The organism is Cohnella sp. LGH, assembly GCF_017671885.1.
Lineage (GTDB): Bacteria > Bacillota > Bacilli > Paenibacillales > Paenibacillaceae > Cohnella > Cohnella phaseoli.
The window spans coordinates 5,663,141-5,683,356 of the sequence record NZ_CP072117.1 but is presented as its reverse complement, the minus strand read 5'-3'; the positions used below and the strand labels follow the sequence as shown (position 1 = coordinate 5,683,356).

Sequence of the window (20,216 nt, the reverse complement as noted above, 5' to 3'; positions counted from 1 at the left end):
AGATGAACTAAAAGCTAGCGAAGTCATTATCCGGAACGAGGTGCCGTTCTGTGAACTGGATTCGCATGCGGGCGACAGGGATTTCGGCATGAGTCTTGCCAAAGGATTTAAGCAATTGAAGCGGGAGTGGCGCGAAATTCTGAGCCATCCTCAATTAAATATCGGGAGAGTTCGCCGACATGATGCAAGCTGACGTTAAAGGAATACAGGCTACCGGGGAACGTTCTTTCTGAAGGGGCGCGGCAGTTGGCGATAAAACGCTTGTAGATGCACTAGTGCCCTGCGTTCAGTCGTGGACGGCAAGCGAGAAGGCGGGCGATCATTTCAAGACTGCTTTCGAGAAAGGCGCGGCAGCGGCTGTCCAAGGCGCAGAGTCGACGAAGGGAATCGTGGCTCGAATGGGGCGGGCCGGTACAGCGGAAGAGAGAAGCCTCGGTTATCCCGACGCAGGCGCTTACGAGGTAAAGGTTATACGACTCAAGCTGCACAAGGCATGATTCATTATTTGTTTACGAATGCGAACGTTGAGGCGCTTAGCGCTATTGCTCTAGTCATGAATGTTCCATCGAATAAGGTCATACAAAAATGCGGTTTTCATTTTCAGGGGACGATCAAGCTGGATGACGAGAAATATAGCTACTATCAACTTGAGAGGAAGGATTGGGCGGGGAAGCTTTAGGACGGATCGAATGGACTTGTAGCGGATGATACGCGGAGCCTCCTTCACAACGAAGGAGGCTTTCGACGTTTGCATCAATCGTACGCACGCATACTCGCAATCATTTTGTCGAAGTAGAGGTCGATTGCGGAGTCGTCTTCGTCGATCCATTTCTCGTAGAAAACCTGGTGCTTCACCATCTTGTAGAAATCCATCAGCGCCTGCTTCATCGTGATGTTTTGCAGCATCAACCACTTGGGGTCCAACAGCTTTCGGAAAACAAGATCGACCTGGGTGAGATAAATGCGCGTATGGATCGGATAAAATACGCCAAGCTGAATGCCGCTATCGAAGTAGTCGGCCAGCTTGTTTTTGCATAGCTCTACGGCTTGCCCCAGCTTGGACGACAAGTTAGGGTAGGTTGTGTTCAGATCCTGAAGCAGTACATCTGTCAAATAGAAGGACAGTTTAATCGTGAGCTTAAACGCCTGTGTGAAAGATTCATTGTAGAATTTCCGTTCTTCGGCGGACGGCTGCGAGAGCGGCTCCGAGGATAACGTCGGGGGAGCCTCCGACAGCATCTGATTCGATACGAACAGCGCGAATTTATCGATGATACATTCCGCGATTTCGTCCTTCGAAGCAAAATATTTATACATCGTCGCTTTGCTAATATCCATATATTTGGCGGCATCGTCCATTTTTAACGGACTGAAGCCGTGCTTTTGAACATAGGGTATCAAGCGCATGACAAGCTTCTCCCGTTTATCGAAAAACGGGTCGCATTGGGGTTCTGACATTTCGCAACACCTCCTGACTGACCAACTTTAGGGCGTGTATGCAAACCCGCTCAGGGGCATCTTCCACCTCCTTTTCGCCCCCTGCTGCGTCACTTTTGCTTGACGTACCCCCGGTACGCCTTCACAAAAGTTCCTTGCATGGAACGAAAATTCGGCCAAATCTGCTATCTTCGGAGTATGTATACACGCCCTAGTATAGAGCATCTCTCCAGGATTATAAACATCGTTTACTAATTGAACTTTTTTTATTTATTTAGTTTACTTCGTATAATGAGATGTGCTATTTTAGTTGCAAGCAAATGATTATCTTTGGAGGAGATGTACATGTCAGCAGAAGCCAATGCAGGTGAGTCATTCTCAGTTCGTTCGCTCCTTGCACCGTTGATCGCGATTGTCGTCGGGTTGTTTATGGTCATCTTGGATACAACGGCAGTCAATGTCGCCATTCCGGTGCTGGCCGATGATCTGCATAGCTCATTAAGCCTCATTCAATGGACGATCACCGGTTATTCGCTGGCTCAGGCCATCGTAATTCCGATGGCGGGTTGGTTCTCCGATCGCTTCGGGGCGAAGCAGACTTTTATCGTATCGATTATTTTATTCACCGTGGGTTCGATTCTTTGCGCATTCGCCGGCACGGCGGAGCAGTTGATCGCCTTCCGTATCGTGCAAGGGCTTGGCGGTGGAATGGTCATGCCAATCGCCTTCGCGATGACCTACCGGATCAGTCCTCCCGAATCGGTGGGGAAGATTATGGGGATGATGGGAGTACCGGTACTGCTGGCCCCGGCGCTTGGGCCGGTTGTATCCGGGTATCTAGTAGATTACGTCAATTGGAAATGGATATTCCTGATCAATATTCCGGTTGGGATCGTCGGGGTGCTGTTGAGCGTTCTGTATTTGCCAAAACTCCCGAAAAAGGCTTCGGCTCCGCTTGATTACGCGGGAATCGCGATTGCGCCGCTTGCTTTCGGCGGGCTGTCATACGGATTGAGCGAAGCAGGGGAAGGGTGGTCTTCCGCAAAGACGATCGCCGGTCTGGCCGTAGGCGCCGTGGCGATGATTCTATTCGCCGTCATCGAGCTTCGGCGCAAGAAGGAGCCTTTGCTGGAGCTGCGGGTTTTCCGTTCTGTACAATTTACTCGCGGGATCGTGGTACAGTGGGTGATGCAGTTCTCCATGTTCGGACTGATCTTCGCCATTCCTTACTTCATGCAGCGTCTGATGGGAATGAGTGCGTTCGAGGCGGGATTATGGACGTTGCCGCAGGCATTAGCCTCGGCCATTATGATGCCGTTCAGCGGACGGCTGTTCGACCGGATCGGCGCGCGTCCGCTAGTCGTCGGAGGGCTGGTATTGGTCACCGTTGGCGCTTATCTGCTCTCGTTTATCGATCCGAGCGATAGTCCATGGTTGTTCTTGACTCCTCGTATGTTAATCGGGTTCGGAACGGGGCTGTCTTTCATTGCCTTGAACACACACCTGATCCAGACGGCGCCCAAGGAATTGGTCGGCAAGGTGACTTCGTTGACAAGCGCCGCGCAGCAGGTCTTCGGATCGTTTGCCATCGCGGGATTAACAACGCTGCTTGTTAACCGAACCAGCTATTATGCGGGCAAAGGCGAGGCGCCTATTCCGGATGCGATGTCGCACGCGTTTCATAATGTGTATCTGTTGATCGCTATCCTCGCGGCTGCCGGATTGCTGCTGGCGCTCACGCTTAAGCGACCGGCCAAGGAGCAAGAGGCTCAGTCGTCTGTCGTGGTGGACGTCGGCGTTTAGTGAGCAGGGCTGGTAGGCTTGGAATAAGGTGTAGCGAGGAGTTAGGTAGGAACTTACTTGTTTACAGAATAAATCATCGTGGTATAATTTAGAGAGATGTAAAGTTAGAGGAGCCGTGCGCTAACACGACTCCCCACAACAGCCGCTTTTAAGGGCGGTAGGCTTTCGGATAAGCGATTAGAAATAGACCGTTGTCCTTGGGTGAGGGCGGTCTATTTCTTTTTAAAGAATGAGAGTATAAGTACAATCAAAGTCGCAAATGAAATCATAAGCGCCAAAGCGTCCTTAACCTCCATGGCATCACCTCCCTCCCGGGAGACTAGCCGACCGCCCTCAAAGCCTATACTGTTGTACTTCCAATCACACCACATTTTGTTTAAAGAGCAAAAAAAAGGTCTCTCTTTTTTGACCTATCGGATAGTATAAAATTCGCTAACTTTTCTGCATGACGTTGGGGGTAAATGATTTTCATTCACCATTTGGACGATATATCGTATAAACACTTCTATTTTTCAGGGGGATGTAGCCACTTTGTGTGGTTGGTCGTACAAAATAAGGTGTTGGAGCCGTCGGGGCGCCAGATTTGTATGACAAATCGTACAAGTTGACCTCAAATGGACGAAGGGGAATGAAATTGTATGAGATTTTATCTAAATTTGGCGTGCGACTTCAAACGACAACGGGCCAATCCAATCCAATCGAACTCAACCTCGTCCGGTATCCTTTTGCCTGAATCGTCTCGGCAAAGCAGCTCCGGCGCCAAGAGGGAGCCGAAGGCGTTTTTGCTTGGTGCGCCTATCTACATATTTAAGTAATATTTTCACACCGTTCTGCAGTCCTAATAAATTCTTATAACTAACAATTCCCATCCCTCAAGCATTCGAAGAAGGTATAATGAAAGGAATAGAATTGTAAGAACGGTTTTTTGGAAAGGAGTACATCAATTATGAATAAACCACTCGTAGATATCGGCGTTAATTTGATGCATCGTTCGTTCAATCAAGATCGCGAGCAGGTGGTCGAGAAAGCGATAGCAAACGAGGTTACACCTCTTATTCTGACAGGGACGAGCTTAAGAAACAGCATGGAAACCGCGCGTTATGCCGGACGTTACCCCGGAAAGCTGTATGCGACTGCGGGAGTACATCCACATGATGCGAAGAGCTGTACCCCGGAGACGATCGCGAAGCTAAAAGAATTGGCGGCATTGCCGCAGGTGGTAGCCATCGGGGAATGCGGGCTTGATTATAACCGGGACTTTTCGCCACGGGACGTGCAGCGGAAATGGTTTGCCGAGCAAGTTCGTTTGGCGATTGAGCTGAACATGCCGTTGTTTCTGCATGAGCGGGAGGCATTTGCGGATTTTATTGCGATTCTTAAGGAGCATTCGGTTCAGAAAGCGGTGGTCCATTGTTTTACAGGGACGTATTCTGAGCTAAAGGTATATCTACAAATGGGTTACTATATCGGAATTACCGGCTGGATCTGCGATGAACGACGGGGGAAGCACCTGAGGGACCTAGTTCGCATGATTCCGCTCAACCGGTTAATGATCGAGACGGACGCACCGTTCTTGACTCCAAGGGACTTAAAGGAAAAGCCAGCGGATGGACGGAACGAACCTGCTTTCCTCCCGCACATCCTGCAGGCGGTAGCACGATGCGTAGGTAGACCTGCAGATGAGGTCGCTAAGGCGACGACGGAAACCGCGACGGAGTTTTTCGAGATTTAATAAGGTCGAAGAATTGCAATCCCGATATCCGTAATCTAATAAACACAAGCGCCGGGCTTCCCTGACCGGCGCTTGTGTTTATTTTCTTCTATAGGACCTTTCCCAATCGTTAAGCACATCTGCCTGTGTCAGCAGTCGGTCCCTTAACCATCGAGATGTTTCCCATTCTTGTATGGCTTGCTGCTTTGTTTTGTAGAAGCGGTAGTCGCAAATATTCAAGGAGCAATACAGTTTTCGGTACCACTTGCCGTTTTGAACGTCACTGGTGAAGCGGCGAACGGCTTTACTTGCCCGCCGTTTGCTCCAACGAGTACCGGGCGTTGTATGATCTGTCCATGCGGGTGACTTACGGATTTTCGGATTTCATTGACAGAATGGAGGCCCAAATCTATAATTTGTTACACATGGTGTGTAATTAATTATCTTGATGTAACATAAAATAAATGCGAAAGGTGCAAAGCCGTATGACGACCTCGGAGCAGCCGACAGCACGCCCATGGATAAAGTGGGTGGTCATGCCTGTATTTGTGCTTCTTATGTACGTGCTTAAATTACGCGAGCGGCTATACCGCTACCGACCGGAGCCGCTGGAGCGGCTTTACGGCGAAGCGGGGCCCTATCGAAGCGTTAGCGTTGTCATCCATGACGAACAAGGACGCCCGCTATATCGGATCGATTACCCGGAAGACCGGATGGATGCCTGCCCGGTTGTCCTATGGGGCAACGGCTCGGATGCCCAGCCGGAGAACTATGGGGAATTGCTGGCTCATTTGGCCACTTGGGGATTCGCGGTTGTCGGCAATTATTGCCGCAATACGGGAACCGGCAAGGAAATTGCCGACACCGTCAATTATGTATGGCGCGAGAATGACAAGCCAACGAGTCCGTTCTACGGGAAGCTGAAGACGAATCGAATGGGCGCGGTTGGTCATTCTCAAGGGGCGACCGGGGTGTTGAACGCGAGTCGATATTTGGAGAAGCCGTTTCAGACTGTTGTGACGATCGCTCTCCCGGCTCTGAAATGGTGCGATGCCAAGGACGTATATGAAATCGAGAGCCAGTATTCCGACTTGTTTTTCATGGCGGGTACGCACGATTTCATCATTTCACCGACCGCTTCCAATTCGAAAGCCTATCATGCGGTTCGTCCGAGGCAATCGGCAGCCATGGCTATGACGAAATGCGCTGACCATGTGGCAAGCATGGGGAACGGAGGCATGCATAGGGGCTATCTGACCGCGTGGCTGCGTTATCGGTTGGAGGCGGATGGGCAAGCCGCTGCCGTCTTTGCAGGCCAACGCCCCGAGCTGCATCGCAATAAAGGCTGGAAGCATGTCCGCACCCAAAATCTTTAGAACGTATATTAAAGACGGGAAGAGGGAATCGCTCTATGAAAAAGATTAAGCGCGTTCTATTTTATTCCATTGTCGTTGTTGTGCTTTCCATCGTGTACTTTAACCGCAAAGTTCTCAACAGACCGAGCAGCCAAACCCGCTTCGAACTAACGAAGCGCGGCAAATGGAATAAAGTGAAGCTGGGCCCAAAAGCCATGGCAGCCGACGGATCGAAGTTTTTCTTATATACGCGCAAAGGCGGAGGCCGCAATTTGATGATCTATTTCTGCGGAGGAGGCGGCTGTTGGGAAAGCGAGATGGCCCATATTCCCTTGTCTCTGCGCTCTTATCTTAAGCATGGCCAATTCGGCTATTACTTCGCGCGAATCCCTTTTTATATTCTTAGCATGCATCGGGGGATTTTCGACCAACGTCCCGACAATCCGTTCTCCGAATGGAACGTCGTGTTTATCCCTTATGCTTCCGGCGATTTTCATGTTGGCCATACGACGGTAAGCTACGCGAGCAAAAAGAGCTCCAAATCCCGAACGGTCAGGCATAACGGTAGAAATAACGTAGAGGAAGCGTTACAGTGGATTTACCGGAATTTCGATACGCCGGATAAGCTGCTCATCGCAGGTTCAAGTGCCGGGGGCTTCGGTTCCGCCCTCTGGGGAAGCAAAATTGCCAATCACTATGCCGATGCCGAAATCTATCATCTCTCGGACAGCTCCTTTTTGCTTTCCGATCGGTGGCCGACCCTTGTGGAAGACAATTGGAAGGCAGAGTTTAAGCGGACGTTCTCATATCCGATGGAAGCGGATATGATAGGAGCCGCATTCCGCCACAACGGCACGGCCATGCCGGCCCATGCGGTTCTGCTTCATGCCTGTACTATCCACGATAAAGTGCTGGCCTCGTTTCAGAATAGGCTGAACGGCAAAGGGGACGAGATCAATAGGCAAATTACAGAGGAATGGAGCCGTCAATTCCGCTCGTCCACCCGTCAGCTTGACGAGCAACTGCCTAATTTTTATTATTTTCTCACCAACCATGAATACGATTCGGAAACTCATACGACACCGCACACTTTGCTGCCAATGAAAGCCTTCTACGAGGCGGAGGAAGAAGGCACGAAATTAATAACGTGGCTCGATGGGATTATTCACAAAAACGAGAGGGTCTCGCGGGGCGCCCGTTTTCTGTATCCCGAGGGAACCGAGACGGCGAACGCCGAGAAAGCCAGAATGCAGGTAGGGGGATCGCACAATGAAGCTTAGAGAGAAGCAGCTTCAGCTAACGAGAGAAATGATCAAGGAGGCTGCGTTGGAAACGTTTTGCGAGAAGGGGATTGAAGGCTCGGACCTCGTCCTCGTCGCAGCCCGTTCGGGCACGTCCAGACGAACGTTGTACCATCACTTCAAAGACAAGGAGCAGCTCGCGACCGAGGTATACGTGGACAATCTCAAGAGAATGTTCGGAAGACTGCTTCTAGAATTCGATTTCCAATCGCCGCGCGCCTCGATAGAGGCCATTCTAAATAGATATTTGTATCTGAGGGAGCACCATCCGGATTTGCTGTATTACGATTCGCTCTTCAACGTGTATTTTGCCAGCATGGGCAAAAATCCGGCGGAGCTGCCGGCGTTCAAGGAATTGATCAACGAGGAAACCCATCTATCCATGAGCGCGTTTTCGCTGGATTTGCAAACGGAGGAAACGGGGCAAAAGCTCGTATGGATCGAGCGCACGCGAATGGTGACGCATCTTTACTTCATTTATTTGCAGAAGTCCGTGTTAATTTCTCGGCAAAATCAAGATGCGACGAAAGCGGAGGAAATCGAGCAGAACATTCGTTATAAGGAATTTCTGCTCAATTTATGGGAAGGGCAATGATGGAGAGCCGACGTCGCGGGCTTAGGCACACGATGCGTTTCAAACTGGTGGCAGGCGTAGCCGCGATTCTCGTGCCGCTTATCGTCCTGCTGAATTTCAACCAATATTATGCCGCGCAAGTCGTCCGAACGCAGGTAGCCGAGAGCAATCAAAGCTATATCTCGCTTTATATGAACCAAATAGACGGCATCTTGGAAGAGATCGATAGCTTCCTGATCGGCATGATCGTTTCCGACCCGAATTTGCCGTTGCTGGATAAGCGGCAGTCCGAGGAGCAGGCGGCGCTGTTAAAGGTGCAGCTCTCCAAGCAGCTGACGAACGAAATCGCCCGTTACGGAACGATGGACGAATTTTTTATTTATTCGGATTTCGACAACAGTCTCATTGAATCGTTTAGCTCGCGGCCGACCTACTCCGAGCGGGTTGCGGTAGGAGAAGAAATCGCCCGGTTGCTAAGCTTAACTTCCATGAAGTCTTCGCGAGAGGCAAGAAATTGGATCGTTCGCGAGATTAATGGCGACTACTATATTTTGCGGCTGCTTCAAGCCGAACGAAACACCTATGTCGGAGCTTGGGTGAAGGCGGACAGTCTGCTTGTTCCGCTTAAGATGATCGACTTGGGGGATAATGGACTTTCCTTGTTCGCTACGACAGATGGGAAGCCGATGATGCAGGCCGAGTTTGTTCGCGACAATGAAATCGACCTTAGCTTCGCCGAGGGAGGCTCCAGCCTATCCGGGAAACCGGAGCGGTATTTAACCGTAGGGGCGTTATCGAAGCAGGGAGACTTTCGCCTCGCAGCGATTATACCGGAACAAAAAATCTTAAAGAGCCTGTTTAATCTCCGGGAATGGAACACGGCGGTGTCGGTTGGCTCGATTGTGCTGCTTCCGCTAAGCCTGCTTCTGCTTCGCCGAACGGTTTTGCTGCCGATTCGGAGGCTTCTCGCCGCGATGAAGCGAATTGGGGAAGGCCATATGCAAGGAATTCCCAAAGCTGCCTTCGCGACGGAAGAGTTCCGCGTGGTTAACGACAACTTTAACTATATGCTCACCCAGATTAGAGAGCTGAAAATCCATGTGTACGAAGAACAATTAAGCAAGCAGCAAGCGGAGCTGAGACAGCTTCAAACGACGATTAACCCTCACTTTTATTTGAACTCCTTAAACATTATGCACAGCCTTGCCGCCGTTGGCGATTATCAATTGATTCAGGAAATGTCCCGCTGTCTGGCGGACTATTTCCGCTATATTTTCCGCAGCGGCGCTTCATTCGTCTCCCTTGGAGATGAGCTTATGCATACGCGGAATTACATTCGGATTCAAGAGCTGCGGTTTCCGGGCCAACTGAGCGGCGAGATCGAGGTTCCTTCTTATTTGTTGGAGCTGGCCGTTCCCTCGCTCGTTATTCAAACGTTCGTGGAGAATGCCGTTAAGCACGCCTTTTCGTTGGAAAAGCCGTTCCGTCTGACCCTTAGAGGAAAGTTGGAATCGGACGGAAGCGAGCCCCGCTTGCTTCTCGTTATAGAGGACACGGGGAACGGCTTCCCTCAAGAGGTGCTGGAAAGCTTGGCGGAGGGAAGGAGCTTGGAGCGCAAGGACGGAAGTAGGCATGGCTTGTGGAATGCGCGGCGCAGGCTGGAGCTGCTGTATGAAGGACGCGCCGACTTGAAGTTAGCGAACCGGGATTCAGGAGGAGCAAGGGTTGAGATTCGTCTGCCGATGAAGCCGTTCCCTAAGGGAGAGGACGACAACGATGCTGAACGTGTTAATCGTCGATGACGAGATTCATTTTGTGGAAGCGGTTAAGCGTATGGTGGACTGGGCGGGGCTAGGCGTTGCCAACGTCTATACGGCCTACAGTTCTTCCTCCGCAGAGCAGATTTTTCAGGCGCATGACATTCATGTGCTTCTTTGCGATATTGAAATGCCGCAGAGGACCGGATTGGAGCTGCTGGAGTGGATGAGGCAAAAGGAGCTGCGGACGGTGCCGATTCTGATGACCTGTCACGCCGATTTTCGATTCGCGCAGGAAGCCGTACGTCTCGGCTGCTCCGATTATTTGCTCAAGCCGCTATCCAAGGAGGAGCTGGAAACGGCTATCCGCAAAGCGGCGCTAATCGCGAATCGGGAGCAAGAGCGGATGGAGGCGCAGCGAAATAAGCTGTGGTGGTCGCACCAGCAGGACATGAACCAGGAGAGATTTTGGACGGATCTGTTGAGCGAGACGATTCCGGCTAATCGCGGAGATTTTCTTCGCGAAGCGGCCGCCCGGCAAATTTCATTGTGCGGGGATGCCGAAGTGCTCCCGATCCTGCTGGTCGTTCGGCATTGGCATCGGGATTTTCGGGTCAGAGACAGAAAGCTGTTGGAGTACGCGCTAAAAAATGCGGGCAAAGAACTGATCGGAAAGCTAAGTCCGGGCAACGTATTCGTGCCGGTTGGCAGCGAGGCATGGCTTCTTATTATACCTGTCGCTCCGGATCGGCGTATAGGAGAGAGCGGGCTCGCTATGATGTGCCGTCGATGGGTTGAATTTTGCAGAACAAACCTCTATTGCGAGTTAACCTGTTACGGGGGGCAAGCGATACCCGGATTCGAGGTTTCATCGATGCTGCATAGATTGCTGAAGTTGGATCGGAACAATGTGAACGGAGTCGGTTATGTCAGCCTTGAAGCGGAGAAACGTTCCGTCGACGCTTCGGCTGCCTTGCCAGATATGAGCGGGTGGGCGGCGCTGCTTCGGCAGGGCGTCAAAGAGAGGCTGCTGGAGGAAGCGACAGCGTTTATTGGCAGTCTGAGGCAAAGGTTGGACATTGATAACCGCTATTTGCTCGCATTAAAAGAGAATTTCCTGCAAATGACGCACGCGGTGCTGCAGCAGCAGGACGTCCAAGCGCATCTTATGTTTTGCGACGAGGGGAGCTTGCGGTTGTCGGAAGCGGCGTCGCGATCCTTGGCCGATCTGGAGCGCTGGCTTGCGCATGTCGTTGCGAAGGCGGCGGGGTACGCTCAAGCGTCTTCCGTTGGAGATGTCGTCGAAAAGGCAACCCGTTTCATTTTATCCAATCTGGATCAGAACCTGTCCAGGGAGGCGGCAGCCAGCCACGTTTATTTGCATCCGGATTATTTGACCCGCTTATTCAAGAAGGAGCTCGGCTGCACGATTCCGGAGTTTATCATGCGCGAAAGAATGAAGCTGGCCAGGCAGCTGCTTGCCCATTCGGAGCTTCCCGTAAGCGCCGTGTCGATGGCCAGCGGTTATGCGAATTTCTCCCATTTCGCCAAACTGTTTAAGCAGCAGACGGGCTTGACCCCGGTAGATTTTCGCCAAAGCGAGCGCGGAGGCGCCAATGGCAAAGTCGAAATCGCGTCAGGCTAAAGTCGAAGCCGAAGCAGAAGCAGGCGGCGGTCTCCGGCTACAATGGCAAGAGAAAGCCAAATGACGAGGCCAGGGGGAAATACAATGAGTAAGAAGGCATGGTTGTCCGCAAGTCTAGTAATCGTAATGTTATTGTTGTCGGCATGCGGTTCCAATGGAGGCTCGGGCGAATCGTCGAAGCCGGGGAACGCTACCGGGACGGACGCTCCGTCAAGCAGCGACAAGCCGCAAAAAACCGACGAGCTGAACGTCGCCTTTCTAAGCGTAACGGGAACGCCGCCCGATCTGAAGGCCGTAGAAGCCGAAATCAACAAAATCACGACAGCCAAAATCAATGTATCCGTCAATTTGATGCCAATCAATTACGGAGCTTACGCCCAGCAGGTCAATCTGATGCTGACGAGCAACGAGAAGCTGGATCTCATCGTTGTTGGCTCGCCGTTCGGATTTAGCTCCCAAGTGTCCCGAGGGCAATTGCTTCCGTTGGACGAACTGCTCGACAAGCATGGGAGCAACATTCGCAAGGCGCTTGATCCCGTCTATTTGGATGCAAGCAAGGTGGACGGACAAATCTACGGCGTAACGCCGGTAAGGGATTTGGCGACCGCCAACGGTTTCACGATGCGCAAAGACCTTGCAGACAAGCACGGCATCGATGCGGGGAAGATCAAATCGTTGGACGACGTAGAAGCCGCGCTTAAAATCATTAAAGATAAAGAGCCGGGGATCACGCCGTTAATTCCAAGCGGTGCGGGGTTTTCCTTCTTAACGAGCTATAGCTGGAACGACGGGTTAGGCAACGGGATGGGCGTTCTCCCGGGCTATGACAACGGCTTGCAACTGGTCAACAGCTTTGAATCGCCCGAGTATGCCGAGCTCTTGCAAAGGATGAGAAGCTGGTATGAGGCGGGTTACTTACTGAAGGACGCTTCTACGAACAAGTCGAGCCAGATCGAACTCATTAAGGCGGATCGGGCCTTCGGCTACCTCTCGAAGCTGAAGCCCGGCTTCGATGCGCAGGAATCCCGCTCGATCGGCAAAGAGATGGTTAGCGCCGAGCTATCGGCTCCGGTATCGATGACGGATCATGTATTGAACATTATGTGGGGCATCCCGAGGCAAGCGGACAATCCGGAAGCTTCGATGAAGTTTCTGGACTTGATGTACGGGGATGCGGAGCTCGTCAATTTGTTGGACTGGGGCATTGAAGGCAAGCATTATGTCAAAGTGTCCGACAATGTGATCAAGTACCCGGAAGGCGTAACGATCATGACGAACGGCTATAACCTGAATATGAGCTGGCTGTTCGGCAATCAATTTCTCGCTTATGTGTTTGAGGGGGAAGACCCCGATATTTGGCAAAAGATGAAGGAGTTCAACGAGCAAGCGGTCAAGTCGAAAGCGATGGGCTTTACGATGGACCCCGAGTCCGTGAAGACGGAAATCGCCGCGGTTTCCAACGTCATCGCCCAATACTACCTCGTGCTGGAGACCGGCTCCGCAGACCCGGACAAAGTGCTTCCTCAATTCAATCAAAAGCTGAAAACCGCCGGTCTGGATAAAGTGATCGCGGAGAAGCAGCGTCAGCTGGACGCATGGGCTAAAGCCGAGGGCGGGCGATGAGCGGGAATATCCAATTGCAGGAGTTGCTGCGCGGCGAGGAACGGAACTATATTCTCCCGTTCCTCTGGCAGCGCGGAGAAGAGGAAGCGGTCATCCGCGAGGAGCTTGCGCGCATAAGGGAAGCGGGAATAAGGGCGGTATGCGTCGAGTCCAGACCCCATCCCGATATGCTGGGTCCGAAGTGGTGGAGGGACATGGACATCATTATGGACGAAGCTCGAACCCACGGCATGCAGATTTGGGTGTTCGACGACGATCACTTTCCGACCGGCCATGCCGCGGGCAAGGTGAAGGAAGCGCCGCTGGAGCATCAGCGGCAGTTTCTATCGGAGCGGCGAATCGATGCGAGGGGGCCGGATCCCGAAGCCTCCTTCCTGCTGCGGCCCTGGTCCGTTCTGGATGGGGCAAGACCCGTAGGCGCCGCTGCCGCCAGACGCGATCCGGCCACGGGCAAGCTGGACGGCGAATTCCTTCCCATCGACCTTGAAACCTCCGTACAGGATGGCGTTCTGTATTGGCCCGTGCCCGAAGGGTATTGGACGATTTGCCTGTTCGTCGTTACCCGCGAAGGGGGAGACGACCGCAGGAAGGATTATTTAAACCCGATCGTTCCGGAATCGACGCAAATCTTGATCGATACGATCTATGAAGCCTATTACGCACGCTATAAGGACGATTTTGGCGCAACGTTCGCGGGCTTTTTCTCCGACGAGCCGGGCTTCTACAATAGCAAAGCTTCCTATGATTACGCATCGGGTCTGGGCAACGCCAAGATGGCTTTGCCGTGGAGAGACGATCTCCTCGAGCTGCTTGAGGCGGAATACGGTCCGACTGTTCGCCAACATCTGCCCCTGCTGTGGCATGAAGGCGGCCCGCATACGTTCGCTGTCCGATATGCCTACATGAATGTCGTCAGCAAGCTGTATGCGGAACATTTTAGCGGCCGAATCGGACGTTGGTGCCAGGAGCGCGGCGTTGCTTACATCGGTCACCTTATGGAGGACAACAACGTCCACGCCAGACTCGGCTGCGGAGCCGGTCATTTCTTCCGAGCGCTGGAGGGCCAGGATATGTCGGGCCTTGACGTGGTGCTGTGGCAGATCGTGCCCGGCTTCGATGAAATGTCCTTTTCCTGGATGGGCGGCGAGACGGACAGCGTCTTTTTCCACTATGGCATGACCAAGCTGGCGGCATCGCTCGGACATCTCGATCCCCGGAAGCGGGGGCGGACGTTTTGCGAGATTTTCGGAGCTTACGGCTGGGCGGAAGGCTTGAAGCTAATGAAGTGGCTGACCGACCATATGCTGGTCAGAGGCGTCAACCATTTCGTTCCCCACGCCTTTTCCCAGAAGGAATTTCCCGATTGGGACTGTCCGCCGCATTTCTATGCGAGGGGATACAATCCGCAGTTCAGACATTACGGACTGCTCAATGCCTACACCAACCGGCTTTGCCATTTATTAAACGACGGACAGCACGTGGCCACTGCGGGAGTACTGTATCACGCGGAGGCGGAATGGTCCGGTGAAGCGATGCTGTTCCAGGAGCCCGTCAAACAGCTGATGCAGAACCAAATCGACTGCGACGTACTTCCCGCGGACGTCTTGCTTCGCTCAAGCGTTATGGAAGGGGAGCTTGCCGTTCACGAAGAACGGTATCGCTGCTTAATCGTTCCCTATGCGGAAGCGTTGCCGATTGAATTGATCGCGAAGCTGTCGGAGCTAGCGGAATCAGGCTTGCGGGTCGTCTTTGTCGACTCGCTGCCGAAGCGTGCGAGCCAAGCCGTGCCGTATGCGGAACCGTTGAGGAGATTGGAGGATCAGGCCAAGATCTCGGTTGTACCTCTACTTCATCTAGCCGATGCGTTGCGGGATTGGGGCATGTACGAGCTGGAAACAAGCGACCGACAGCCTTATCTGCGAACTTATCAATATCGTCATGACCGCCTGGAGGTCGTAATGCTATTCAACGAGCATCCCGAAGAGACGTTAAACACTCGCGTCATTCTACCGGGCGAGGGAGCATGGCTGCGCTACGACGCTTTCGGCAATACGTTGGGTCGGGTCGGAGAAGGACGACATTATGCTTACGATCTCACGCTCAGCGCCTATGAATCGGCCGTCTTGCTGCGCATTCCGCCCGACGACGAGGAGATGTATCCGGTACGTAAAGGGAAGACGGCGCCAACGTTGGAAGCGACAAGCCGTCTGATCGAGCCGACGGAGTGGCGTGTTTCATTGGCCACGGCGCAGGACTATCCTGAGTTCAAGCTTTGGGGCACTTTGACGAGCTTACGAAACCTGGGCTCTCGCGAGTTGCTGCCGAGATTTTCCGGCACGATGAAGTACGAATGCCAAGTGCAGGACGAAGAAGCTGCCGACTCCGTCTGGCTTGATTTGGGTCGGGCGTACGAGACTGCGCAGGTTTGGGTGAACGGACGGGGAGCCGGTGTCCGATTGTGCGCTCCCTATGTGTGGGATATTTCGGAGTTATGGCGGCAGGGGACGAACGAGTTAACCGTCGAGGTGACGAATACGTTGGCCAAGGATCAGCAGGATTGGTTTTCGAAGTTCGTTCAGCAGGAACCCTCCGGCTTGCTCGGTCCGGTCAGACTCCTTAGGCAATCAGCGATAAGCGCGGAAAGCGGGAACTAGAATGGAACAAACCTATCCACTCCGCCGAAAAAACGGCTTGCGCAAATACGGTGTTTTGCTGCTCATGATGGTGCCGGGCTTGGCCTATCTTCTAATCAACAACTATATGCCGATGTTCGGGCTGATTATCGCCTTCAAGGACTACAATTTTGCGAAGGGGCTGCTCGGCAGCGATTGGGTCGGCCTTAGAAACTTTGAATATTTGTTCAAGACGCAGGACGCTTACATCATCACTAGAAACACGATTCTCTATAATTTTGCGTTCATCCTTTTGAATACGGTCTTTGCCGTCGGAATCGCGATTGCGCTGAATGAAATCCGCAGCCGATTCCTGTCGAGGTTTTATCAGAGCGTGCTGCTGCTGCCTCATCTCATCTCGATGGTTATCGTCAGCTACTTGGCTTACTCCCTGCTGAGCATGGAAACCGGCTTTATAAACAAGACCGTGCTTCCGCTTCTTGGGATAGAGGAAATTTCTTGGTACAGCGAGTCGCGGTATTGGCCGTTCATCCTGACGATCATCAGCTTGTGGAAGGGGGCCGGCTTTCTGTGCGTCATTTACTTGGCGGCGATTGTCGGCATCGACCCGGAATATTATGAGGCGGCCACGCTGGATGGTGCCACGAAATGGCAGCAAATCCGCAGCATTACGCTGCCCCTGCTGTCCCCGATCATCATTATGATGACCTTGCTCGCGATCGGCAAAATCTTCTATTCGGATTTTGGCTTATTCTATCAAGTTCCGCTAGGCTCGGGAGCGCTTAACGATACGACTCAGGTCATCGACACCTATGTGTACCGGGCTCTGATGAATCTTGGTGATATCGGGATGTCTTCCGCCGCAGGGCTGTACCAGTCCATCGTCGGCTTCGTGCTGGTGCTGCTATCAAATTACGCGGTGCGCAAATTCAACAAGGACAGCGCATTGTTCTAAGGTCTGGGACTGGAGTGGAGAAGCATGAATACGATCAATAGGGGAAAGCAGATTTGGCTTCATCTTCCGATGCTTGCCCTAGCGGCGGCCTGCGTGCTGCCCTTCCTGCTGCTCGTCATCTCGTCCGTATCGGATGAAGGCTCGATCCTGCGGCAGGGCTACACCTTTTTCCCCGATCGACTGGGGTCGGAGGCTTACCGTTACTTATGGAATCATTCCGATCAACTCGTGCGGGCTTATGGCGTAACGGTGTTTATCACGATTTTCGGCACGACGGCGAGTTTGCTTATGACCGCGATGCTCGCTTACCCGATGTCCAGACAAGGCGTGCCATGGCGCGGGGGAGTTGCATTTTTCGTTTTTTTCACCTTGCTGTTCAATGGCGGGCTGACCCCGACTTATTTGATCTATGTGCAATATTTCGATATTAAAAATACGATTCTGGCGCTTATCGTGCCCGGCTTGTTGATGAACGGCTTTAACGTACTGCTGATGCGGACCTTTTTTATGACCACGATCCCTCCGGCCTTAATCGAAGCTGCGCAAATAGACGGAGCCGGGGAATTCAAAATCTTCTGGAGAATCATTATGCCGCTGTCGCTGCCGATCGTGGCCACCGTAGGCCTGATTCAGACGATCATCTACTGGAACGACTGGTTTAACGGCATGATCTACGTGACGGATTCCAGGCTGTTCAGTATTCAGAACATTCTGAATCGAATGCTGACGGACATTCAGTTTCTGTCGGAAAGCAAGTTCAGCGCGCAATTAGGCGAGGCCGGGGCGAATTTGCCCAGCACGACCGTGAAGATGGCGATCGCCGTCGTCGGCGTTCTGCCGATTATCGCGATGTATCCTTTCTTTCAAAAATATCTCATTAAAGGCATAGCGATCGGCGCTGTAAAAGGATAGATCGAAGCGAGGAGGAACCGACGGATGGAGCTTACGAAAGTAAAGGAATGGCTTTCCCTCATGACTCTGGAGGAGAAAGCAAGCATGTGCTCGGGCAAGGACTATTGGCGAACGAACGCGCTGGAAAGACTCGGCATACCGTCCGTCGTCATGATGAACGGTCCCCACGGGTTAAGGAAGCTTGACGAATATGAAGTCAATTTCGATGTGAGCGACAGCGCTCCGGCCACTTGCTTCCCATCGGCGTCCGCGCTGGCGTCCTCCTGGGATCGGGAACTGCTGACGGAAATCGGCGTTGCGCTTGGGAAGGAATGCCACGCGGCGGGAGTGGATATTTTGCTCGGGCCCGGCGTGAACCTGAAGCGCTCTCCTCTGAACGGGAGAAACTTCGAATATTTCTCGGAGGACCCCTATCTGTCGGGAGAGATGGCCAAAGCTTATATTAACGGCGTTCAGAGCCAGAATGTCGGCACCTCGTTGAAGCACTACGCTTGCAACAACAGGGAGTCGCGGCGGATGACGACCGATGCCGTCGTTGAGGAGAGGGCATTACGGGAGCTGTACTTGAACGCCTTCGAGATTGCCGTCAAGGGCAGTCGGCCTTGGACGATCATGAGCGCCTACAATCGGGTCAACGGAGCTTATTGCTCGGAGCATCCGCATTTGTTGAATCAAGTCCTGAAGCGAGAATGGGGATTTGAAGGCGCGGTCGTCTCCGACTGGGGAGCGGTGAACGTGCTGTCGGAAGGCATTCGGACCGGGCTTGATTTGGAGATGCCGTCGAGCGAAGGCTACGGTCCAGCAAGCATAATCAAAGCGGTGCAGAGCGGGGCATTGACCGAAGAAGCGCTTGATCGCGCCGTCGAGCGGGTGCTGCAATTGGCCGTTCTCTCCTCGAAGCGTTCCGGGCAGCCGGTCGATTGCGATTATGAAAGTCATCATCGACTTGCCCGGAAGGCCGCAGCGGAAAGCATGGTGCTCCTTAAGAACGAGGCGAGCCTGCTTCCATTGTCCAAGGGGCAGTGTAAAATCGCGCTTATAGGAGCAATGGCGCGTTCGCCGAAAATTCAAGGCGGCGGAAGCTCGCATATGAAGCCGACGCAGGTGGACGAGGTTGAAGCCGCGATTGCCGCCAAGCTGGGCGAAGGCAGCGAGCTTGTCTACGTACAAGGCTACGATCTGGAAAGCGAAGCAGTCAACAAAACGTGGGAAGAGGAGGCGAGAACGACAGCGGCGGATGCCGAGGCGGCTATCCTTATTGTCGGACTGCCGGAGCGCACTGAATCGGAGGCGTATGATCGGCAGCATCTGCGAATTCCCTTTAACCAAGCCGAGATTATCCGCGCCATAGCGCAGGTTCAGGAGCGGGTCATTGTCGTCTTATGCAATGGCGCCCCGGTAGATATGCCTTGGGAGAAGCATGCGGGCGGAATCGTGGAAGCTTACTTGGGCGGCCAAGCCTTCGGAGGTGCGCTTGCGGACATTCTGTTCGGAGATGTCAATCCGAGCGGCAAGCTTGCGGAAACGTTCCCCGTCGATCTGCCAAGCACTCCGGCTTACCTTGCTTTTCCGGGCGAGGGCGACCGCTGCGAATATCGCGAAGGACTCTTCATCGGCTACCGTTATTATGACAGCCGCAAGATCGAACCGCTCTACCCGTTCGGCTTCGGCTTAAGCTATACGTCGTTCGAATACAGCGATTTGCATCTCGATAAGAAAGAGATCAGCGATCAAGAAACGCTTGCCGTGCGTCTTAGTGTTCGGAATATCGGCGATCGCACAGGCAAGGAAACGGTTCAATTGTATGTAAGGGACAAGGTGAGCCGTTTGGTTCGGCCGGAGAAGGAGCTGAAGGCATTCGCCAAAGTCGAGCTTCATGCCGGGGAAGCCAAAGAAATCGTCTTTACGCTGGATAAGAGGGCTTTCGCTTATTATGATCCGGAGCTTCAAGATTGGCACGCGGAGACGGGAGAGTTCGATATTCTGATCGGTCAGTCCTCGCGGCATATTTTGCTGGAAGAGACGGTAAACCTTCGTTCGACGACCTCGATCCGAAGGCCATACGACCGTCAGTCGTCCTTGGCGGATTTAATCGCCGATCCCCGGGTCGAGCCGATCATCCGCCAATTTACGCAAGGACTGTCCGATTCCCAAGACAAGCATAGCTCGGAGATGATGGCCGTGTTTATCCGGGAAATGCCGCTGCGGTCGTTGGTCGCTTTCAGCAAAGGGGCGTTCACCGACGAGATGCTGGACGGGCTGTTGCACCATGCGAATTCGGTAGGAAGGTAGGGGCCTCCATCAATGAGCGGTGTGGAATAACGATCTAATATGAGGGTATCCCCAAGCCATGGGAATGGCGGAAGGATACCTTTATTTTAAAATCTGGGGGTTCAGGTGGGACAGGATGGTCATTGTATACGACAGGATAAAGCTGCAAGGGGAATGCACGTCCTTCCGCTGCTATACGCTCCTGAGATGCTCTGTTTTGTATGATTTTTCGCACACGG

15 protein-coding genes and 1 pseudogene are annotated in these 20,216 nt (G+C 52.8%); 14 read left to right on the top strand and 2 right to left on the bottom strand.

Annotation, left to right across the window (positions count from 1 at the left end):
- Window positions 1–10: 10 nt before the first annotated feature.
- A pseudogene (locus tag J4772_RS24040) lies at window positions 11–497 on the top strand (DAK2 domain-containing protein); the annotation flags it as partial.
- A complete protein-coding gene (locus tag J4772_RS24035) occupies window positions 494–679 on the top strand; it encodes a GNAT family N-acetyltransferase (protein WP_209071712.1) in 186 nt (61 codons plus the stop codon). The pseudogene J4772_RS24040 and the gene J4772_RS24035, both read left to right, overlap by 4 nt.
- 74 nt (window positions 680–753) lie before the next feature.
- Here J4772_RS24035 and J4772_RS24030 read toward each other — a convergent pair whose 3' ends face one another.
- Complete coding sequence (locus tag J4772_RS24030) at window positions 754–1,458, bottom strand: TetR/AcrR family transcriptional regulator (RefSeq protein ID WP_209071711.1); 705 nt, start codon at window positions 1,456–1,458, stop codon at window positions 754–756.
- 324 nt (window positions 1,459–1,782) lie between these two features.
- Here J4772_RS24030 and J4772_RS24025 point away from each other — a divergent pair, with 324 nt between their 5' ends.
- On the top strand, window positions 1,783–3,240 hold the full coding sequence (locus J4772_RS24025; protein ID WP_209071710.1) for a DHA2 family efflux MFS transporter permease subunit: 1,458 nt from the start codon (window positions 1,783–1,785) through the stop codon (window positions 3,238–3,240).
- Between the two features lie 212 nt (window positions 3,241–3,452).
- Here J4772_RS24025 and J4772_RS37620 read toward each other — a convergent pair whose 3' ends face one another.
- The gene (locus J4772_RS37620; RefSeq protein ID WP_371822914.1) at window positions 3,453–3,536 is read right to left on the bottom strand and encodes a putative holin-like toxin; all 84 of its coding nucleotides are present in this window, start codon (window positions 3,534–3,536) and stop codon (window positions 3,453–3,455) included.
- A 650-nt stretch (window positions 3,537–4,186) separates the two neighbouring features.
- Between J4772_RS37620 and J4772_RS24020 the strand changes: the two genes are divergently transcribed.
- From J4772_RS24020 to J4772_RS23970, 11 genes are all read left to right on the top strand, one after another.
- Window positions 4,187–4,972 carry a TatD family hydrolase gene (locus J4772_RS24020; protein ID WP_209071709.1) on the top strand — a complete coding sequence of 262 codons (786 nt, stop codon included), beginning with the start codon at window positions 4,187–4,189 and terminating at the stop codon, window positions 4,970–4,972.
- 464 nt (window positions 4,973–5,436) lie between these two features.
- Window positions 5,437–6,327, top strand: a complete 891-nt coding sequence (locus J4772_RS24015) for a poly(ethylene terephthalate) hydrolase family protein (RefSeq protein ID WP_209071708.1) — start codon at window positions 5,437–5,439, stop codon at window positions 6,325–6,327.
- Window positions 6,328–6,362: 35 nt separating this feature from the next.
- Window positions 6,363–7,586, top strand: coding sequence for a pectin acetylesterase-family hydrolase (locus J4772_RS24010; protein WP_209071707.1), 1,224 nt, complete (start codon window positions 6,363–6,365; stop codon window positions 7,584–7,586).
- Window positions 7,576–8,202 carry a TetR/AcrR family transcriptional regulator gene (locus J4772_RS24005; RefSeq protein WP_209071706.1) on the top strand — a complete coding sequence of 209 codons (627 nt, stop codon included), beginning with the start codon at window positions 7,576–7,578 and terminating at the stop codon, window positions 8,200–8,202. The genes J4772_RS24010 and J4772_RS24005 overlap by 11 nt, the downstream gene beginning before the upstream one ends.
- Before the next feature lie 32 nt (window positions 8,203–8,234).
- Window positions 8,235–9,983, top strand: a complete 1,749-nt coding sequence (locus J4772_RS24000) for a sensor histidine kinase (RefSeq protein WP_209071705.1) — start codon at window positions 8,235–8,237, stop codon at window positions 9,981–9,983.
- Window positions 9,958–11,583 carry a response regulator gene (locus J4772_RS23995; protein WP_209071704.1) on the top strand — a complete coding sequence of 542 codons (1,626 nt, stop codon included), beginning with the start codon at window positions 9,958–9,960 and terminating at the stop codon, window positions 11,581–11,583. Before J4772_RS24000 ends, J4772_RS23995 begins: the two co-directional genes overlap by 26 nt.
- A gap of 84 nt (window positions 11,584–11,667) precedes the next feature.
- Window positions 11,668–13,206, top strand: a complete 1,539-nt coding sequence (locus tag J4772_RS23990) for an ABC transporter substrate-binding protein (RefSeq protein ID WP_209071703.1) — start codon at window positions 11,668–11,670, stop codon at window positions 13,204–13,206.
- Window positions 13,203–15,860, top strand: coding sequence for a glycosylhydrolase-like jelly roll fold domain-containing protein (locus J4772_RS23985; RefSeq protein WP_209071702.1), 2,658 nt, complete (start codon window positions 13,203–13,205; stop codon window positions 15,858–15,860). Before J4772_RS23990 ends, J4772_RS23985 begins: the two co-directional genes overlap by 4 nt.
- Window position 15,861: 1 nt before the next feature.
- Complete coding sequence (locus J4772_RS23980) at window positions 15,862–16,794, top strand: ABC transporter permease (protein ID WP_247740836.1); 933 nt, start codon at window positions 15,862–15,864, stop codon at window positions 16,792–16,794.
- A gap of 24 nt (window positions 16,795–16,818) precedes the next feature.
- On the top strand, window positions 16,819–17,706 hold the full coding sequence (locus J4772_RS23975; protein ID WP_209071701.1) for a carbohydrate ABC transporter permease: 888 nt from the start codon (window positions 16,819–16,821) through the stop codon (window positions 17,704–17,706).
- A 24-nt stretch (window positions 17,707–17,730) separates the two neighbouring features.
- The gene (locus J4772_RS23970; RefSeq protein ID WP_209071700.1) at window positions 17,731–19,998 is read left to right on the top strand and encodes a glycoside hydrolase family 3 C-terminal domain-containing protein; all 2,268 of its coding nucleotides are present in this window, start codon (window positions 17,731–17,733) and stop codon (window positions 19,996–19,998) included.
- Window positions 19,999–20,216 lie beyond the last annotated feature (218 nt).

What these genes read in the sequence shown, in the direction of transcription:
- J4772_RS23990 (WP_209071703.1), top strand. Translation starts at nt 11,668, where the DNA reads ATGAGTAAGAAGGCATGGTTGTCCGCAAGTCTAGTAATCGTAATGTTA.
- J4772_RS24025 (WP_209071710.1), top strand. Translation starts at nt 1,783, where the DNA reads ATGTCAGCAGAAGCCAATGCAGGTGAGTCATTCTCAGTTCGTTCGCTC.
- J4772_RS37620 (WP_371822914.1), bottom strand. Translation starts at nt 3,536, where the DNA reads ATGGAGGTTAAGGACGCTTTGGCGCTTATGATTTCATTTGCGACTTTG.
- J4772_RS24020 (WP_209071709.1), top strand. Translation starts at nt 4,187, where the DNA reads ATGAATAAACCACTCGTAGATATCGGCGTTAATTTGATGCATCGTTCG.
- J4772_RS24035 (WP_209071712.1), top strand. Translation starts at nt 494, where the DNA reads ATGATTCATTATTTGTTTACGAATGCGAACGTTGAGGCGCTTAGCGCT.
- J4772_RS24015 (WP_209071708.1), top strand. Translation starts at nt 5,437, where the DNA reads ATGACGACCTCGGAGCAGCCGACAGCACGCCCATGGATAAAGTGGGTG.
- J4772_RS24010 (WP_209071707.1), top strand. Translation starts at nt 6,363, where the DNA reads ATGAAAAAGATTAAGCGCGTTCTATTTTATTCCATTGTCGTTGTTGTG.
- J4772_RS23975 (WP_209071701.1), top strand. Translation starts at nt 16,819, where the DNA reads ATGAATACGATCAATAGGGGAAAGCAGATTTGGCTTCATCTTCCGATG.
- J4772_RS23970 (WP_209071700.1), top strand. Translation starts at nt 17,731, where the DNA reads ATGGAGCTTACGAAAGTAAAGGAATGGCTTTCCCTCATGACTCTGGAG.
- J4772_RS23985 (WP_209071702.1), top strand. Translation starts at nt 13,203, where the DNA reads ATGAGCGGGAATATCCAATTGCAGGAGTTGCTGCGCGGCGAGGAACGG.
- J4772_RS24030 (WP_209071711.1), bottom strand. Translation starts at nt 1,458, where the DNA reads ATGTCAGAACCCCAATGCGACCCGTTTTTCGATAAACGGGAGAAGCTT.
- J4772_RS23995 (WP_209071704.1), top strand. Translation starts at nt 9,958, where the DNA reads ATGCTGAACGTGTTAATCGTCGATGACGAGATTCATTTTGTGGAAGCG.
- J4772_RS24005 (WP_209071706.1), top strand. Translation starts at nt 7,576, where the DNA reads ATGAAGCTTAGAGAGAAGCAGCTTCAGCTAACGAGAGAAATGATCAAG.
- J4772_RS24000 (WP_209071705.1), top strand. Translation starts at nt 8,235, where the DNA reads ATGCGTTTCAAACTGGTGGCAGGCGTAGCCGCGATTCTCGTGCCGCTT.
- J4772_RS23980 (WP_247740836.1), top strand. Translation starts at nt 15,862, where the DNA reads ATGGAACAAACCTATCCACTCCGCCGAAAAAACGGCTTGCGCAAATAC.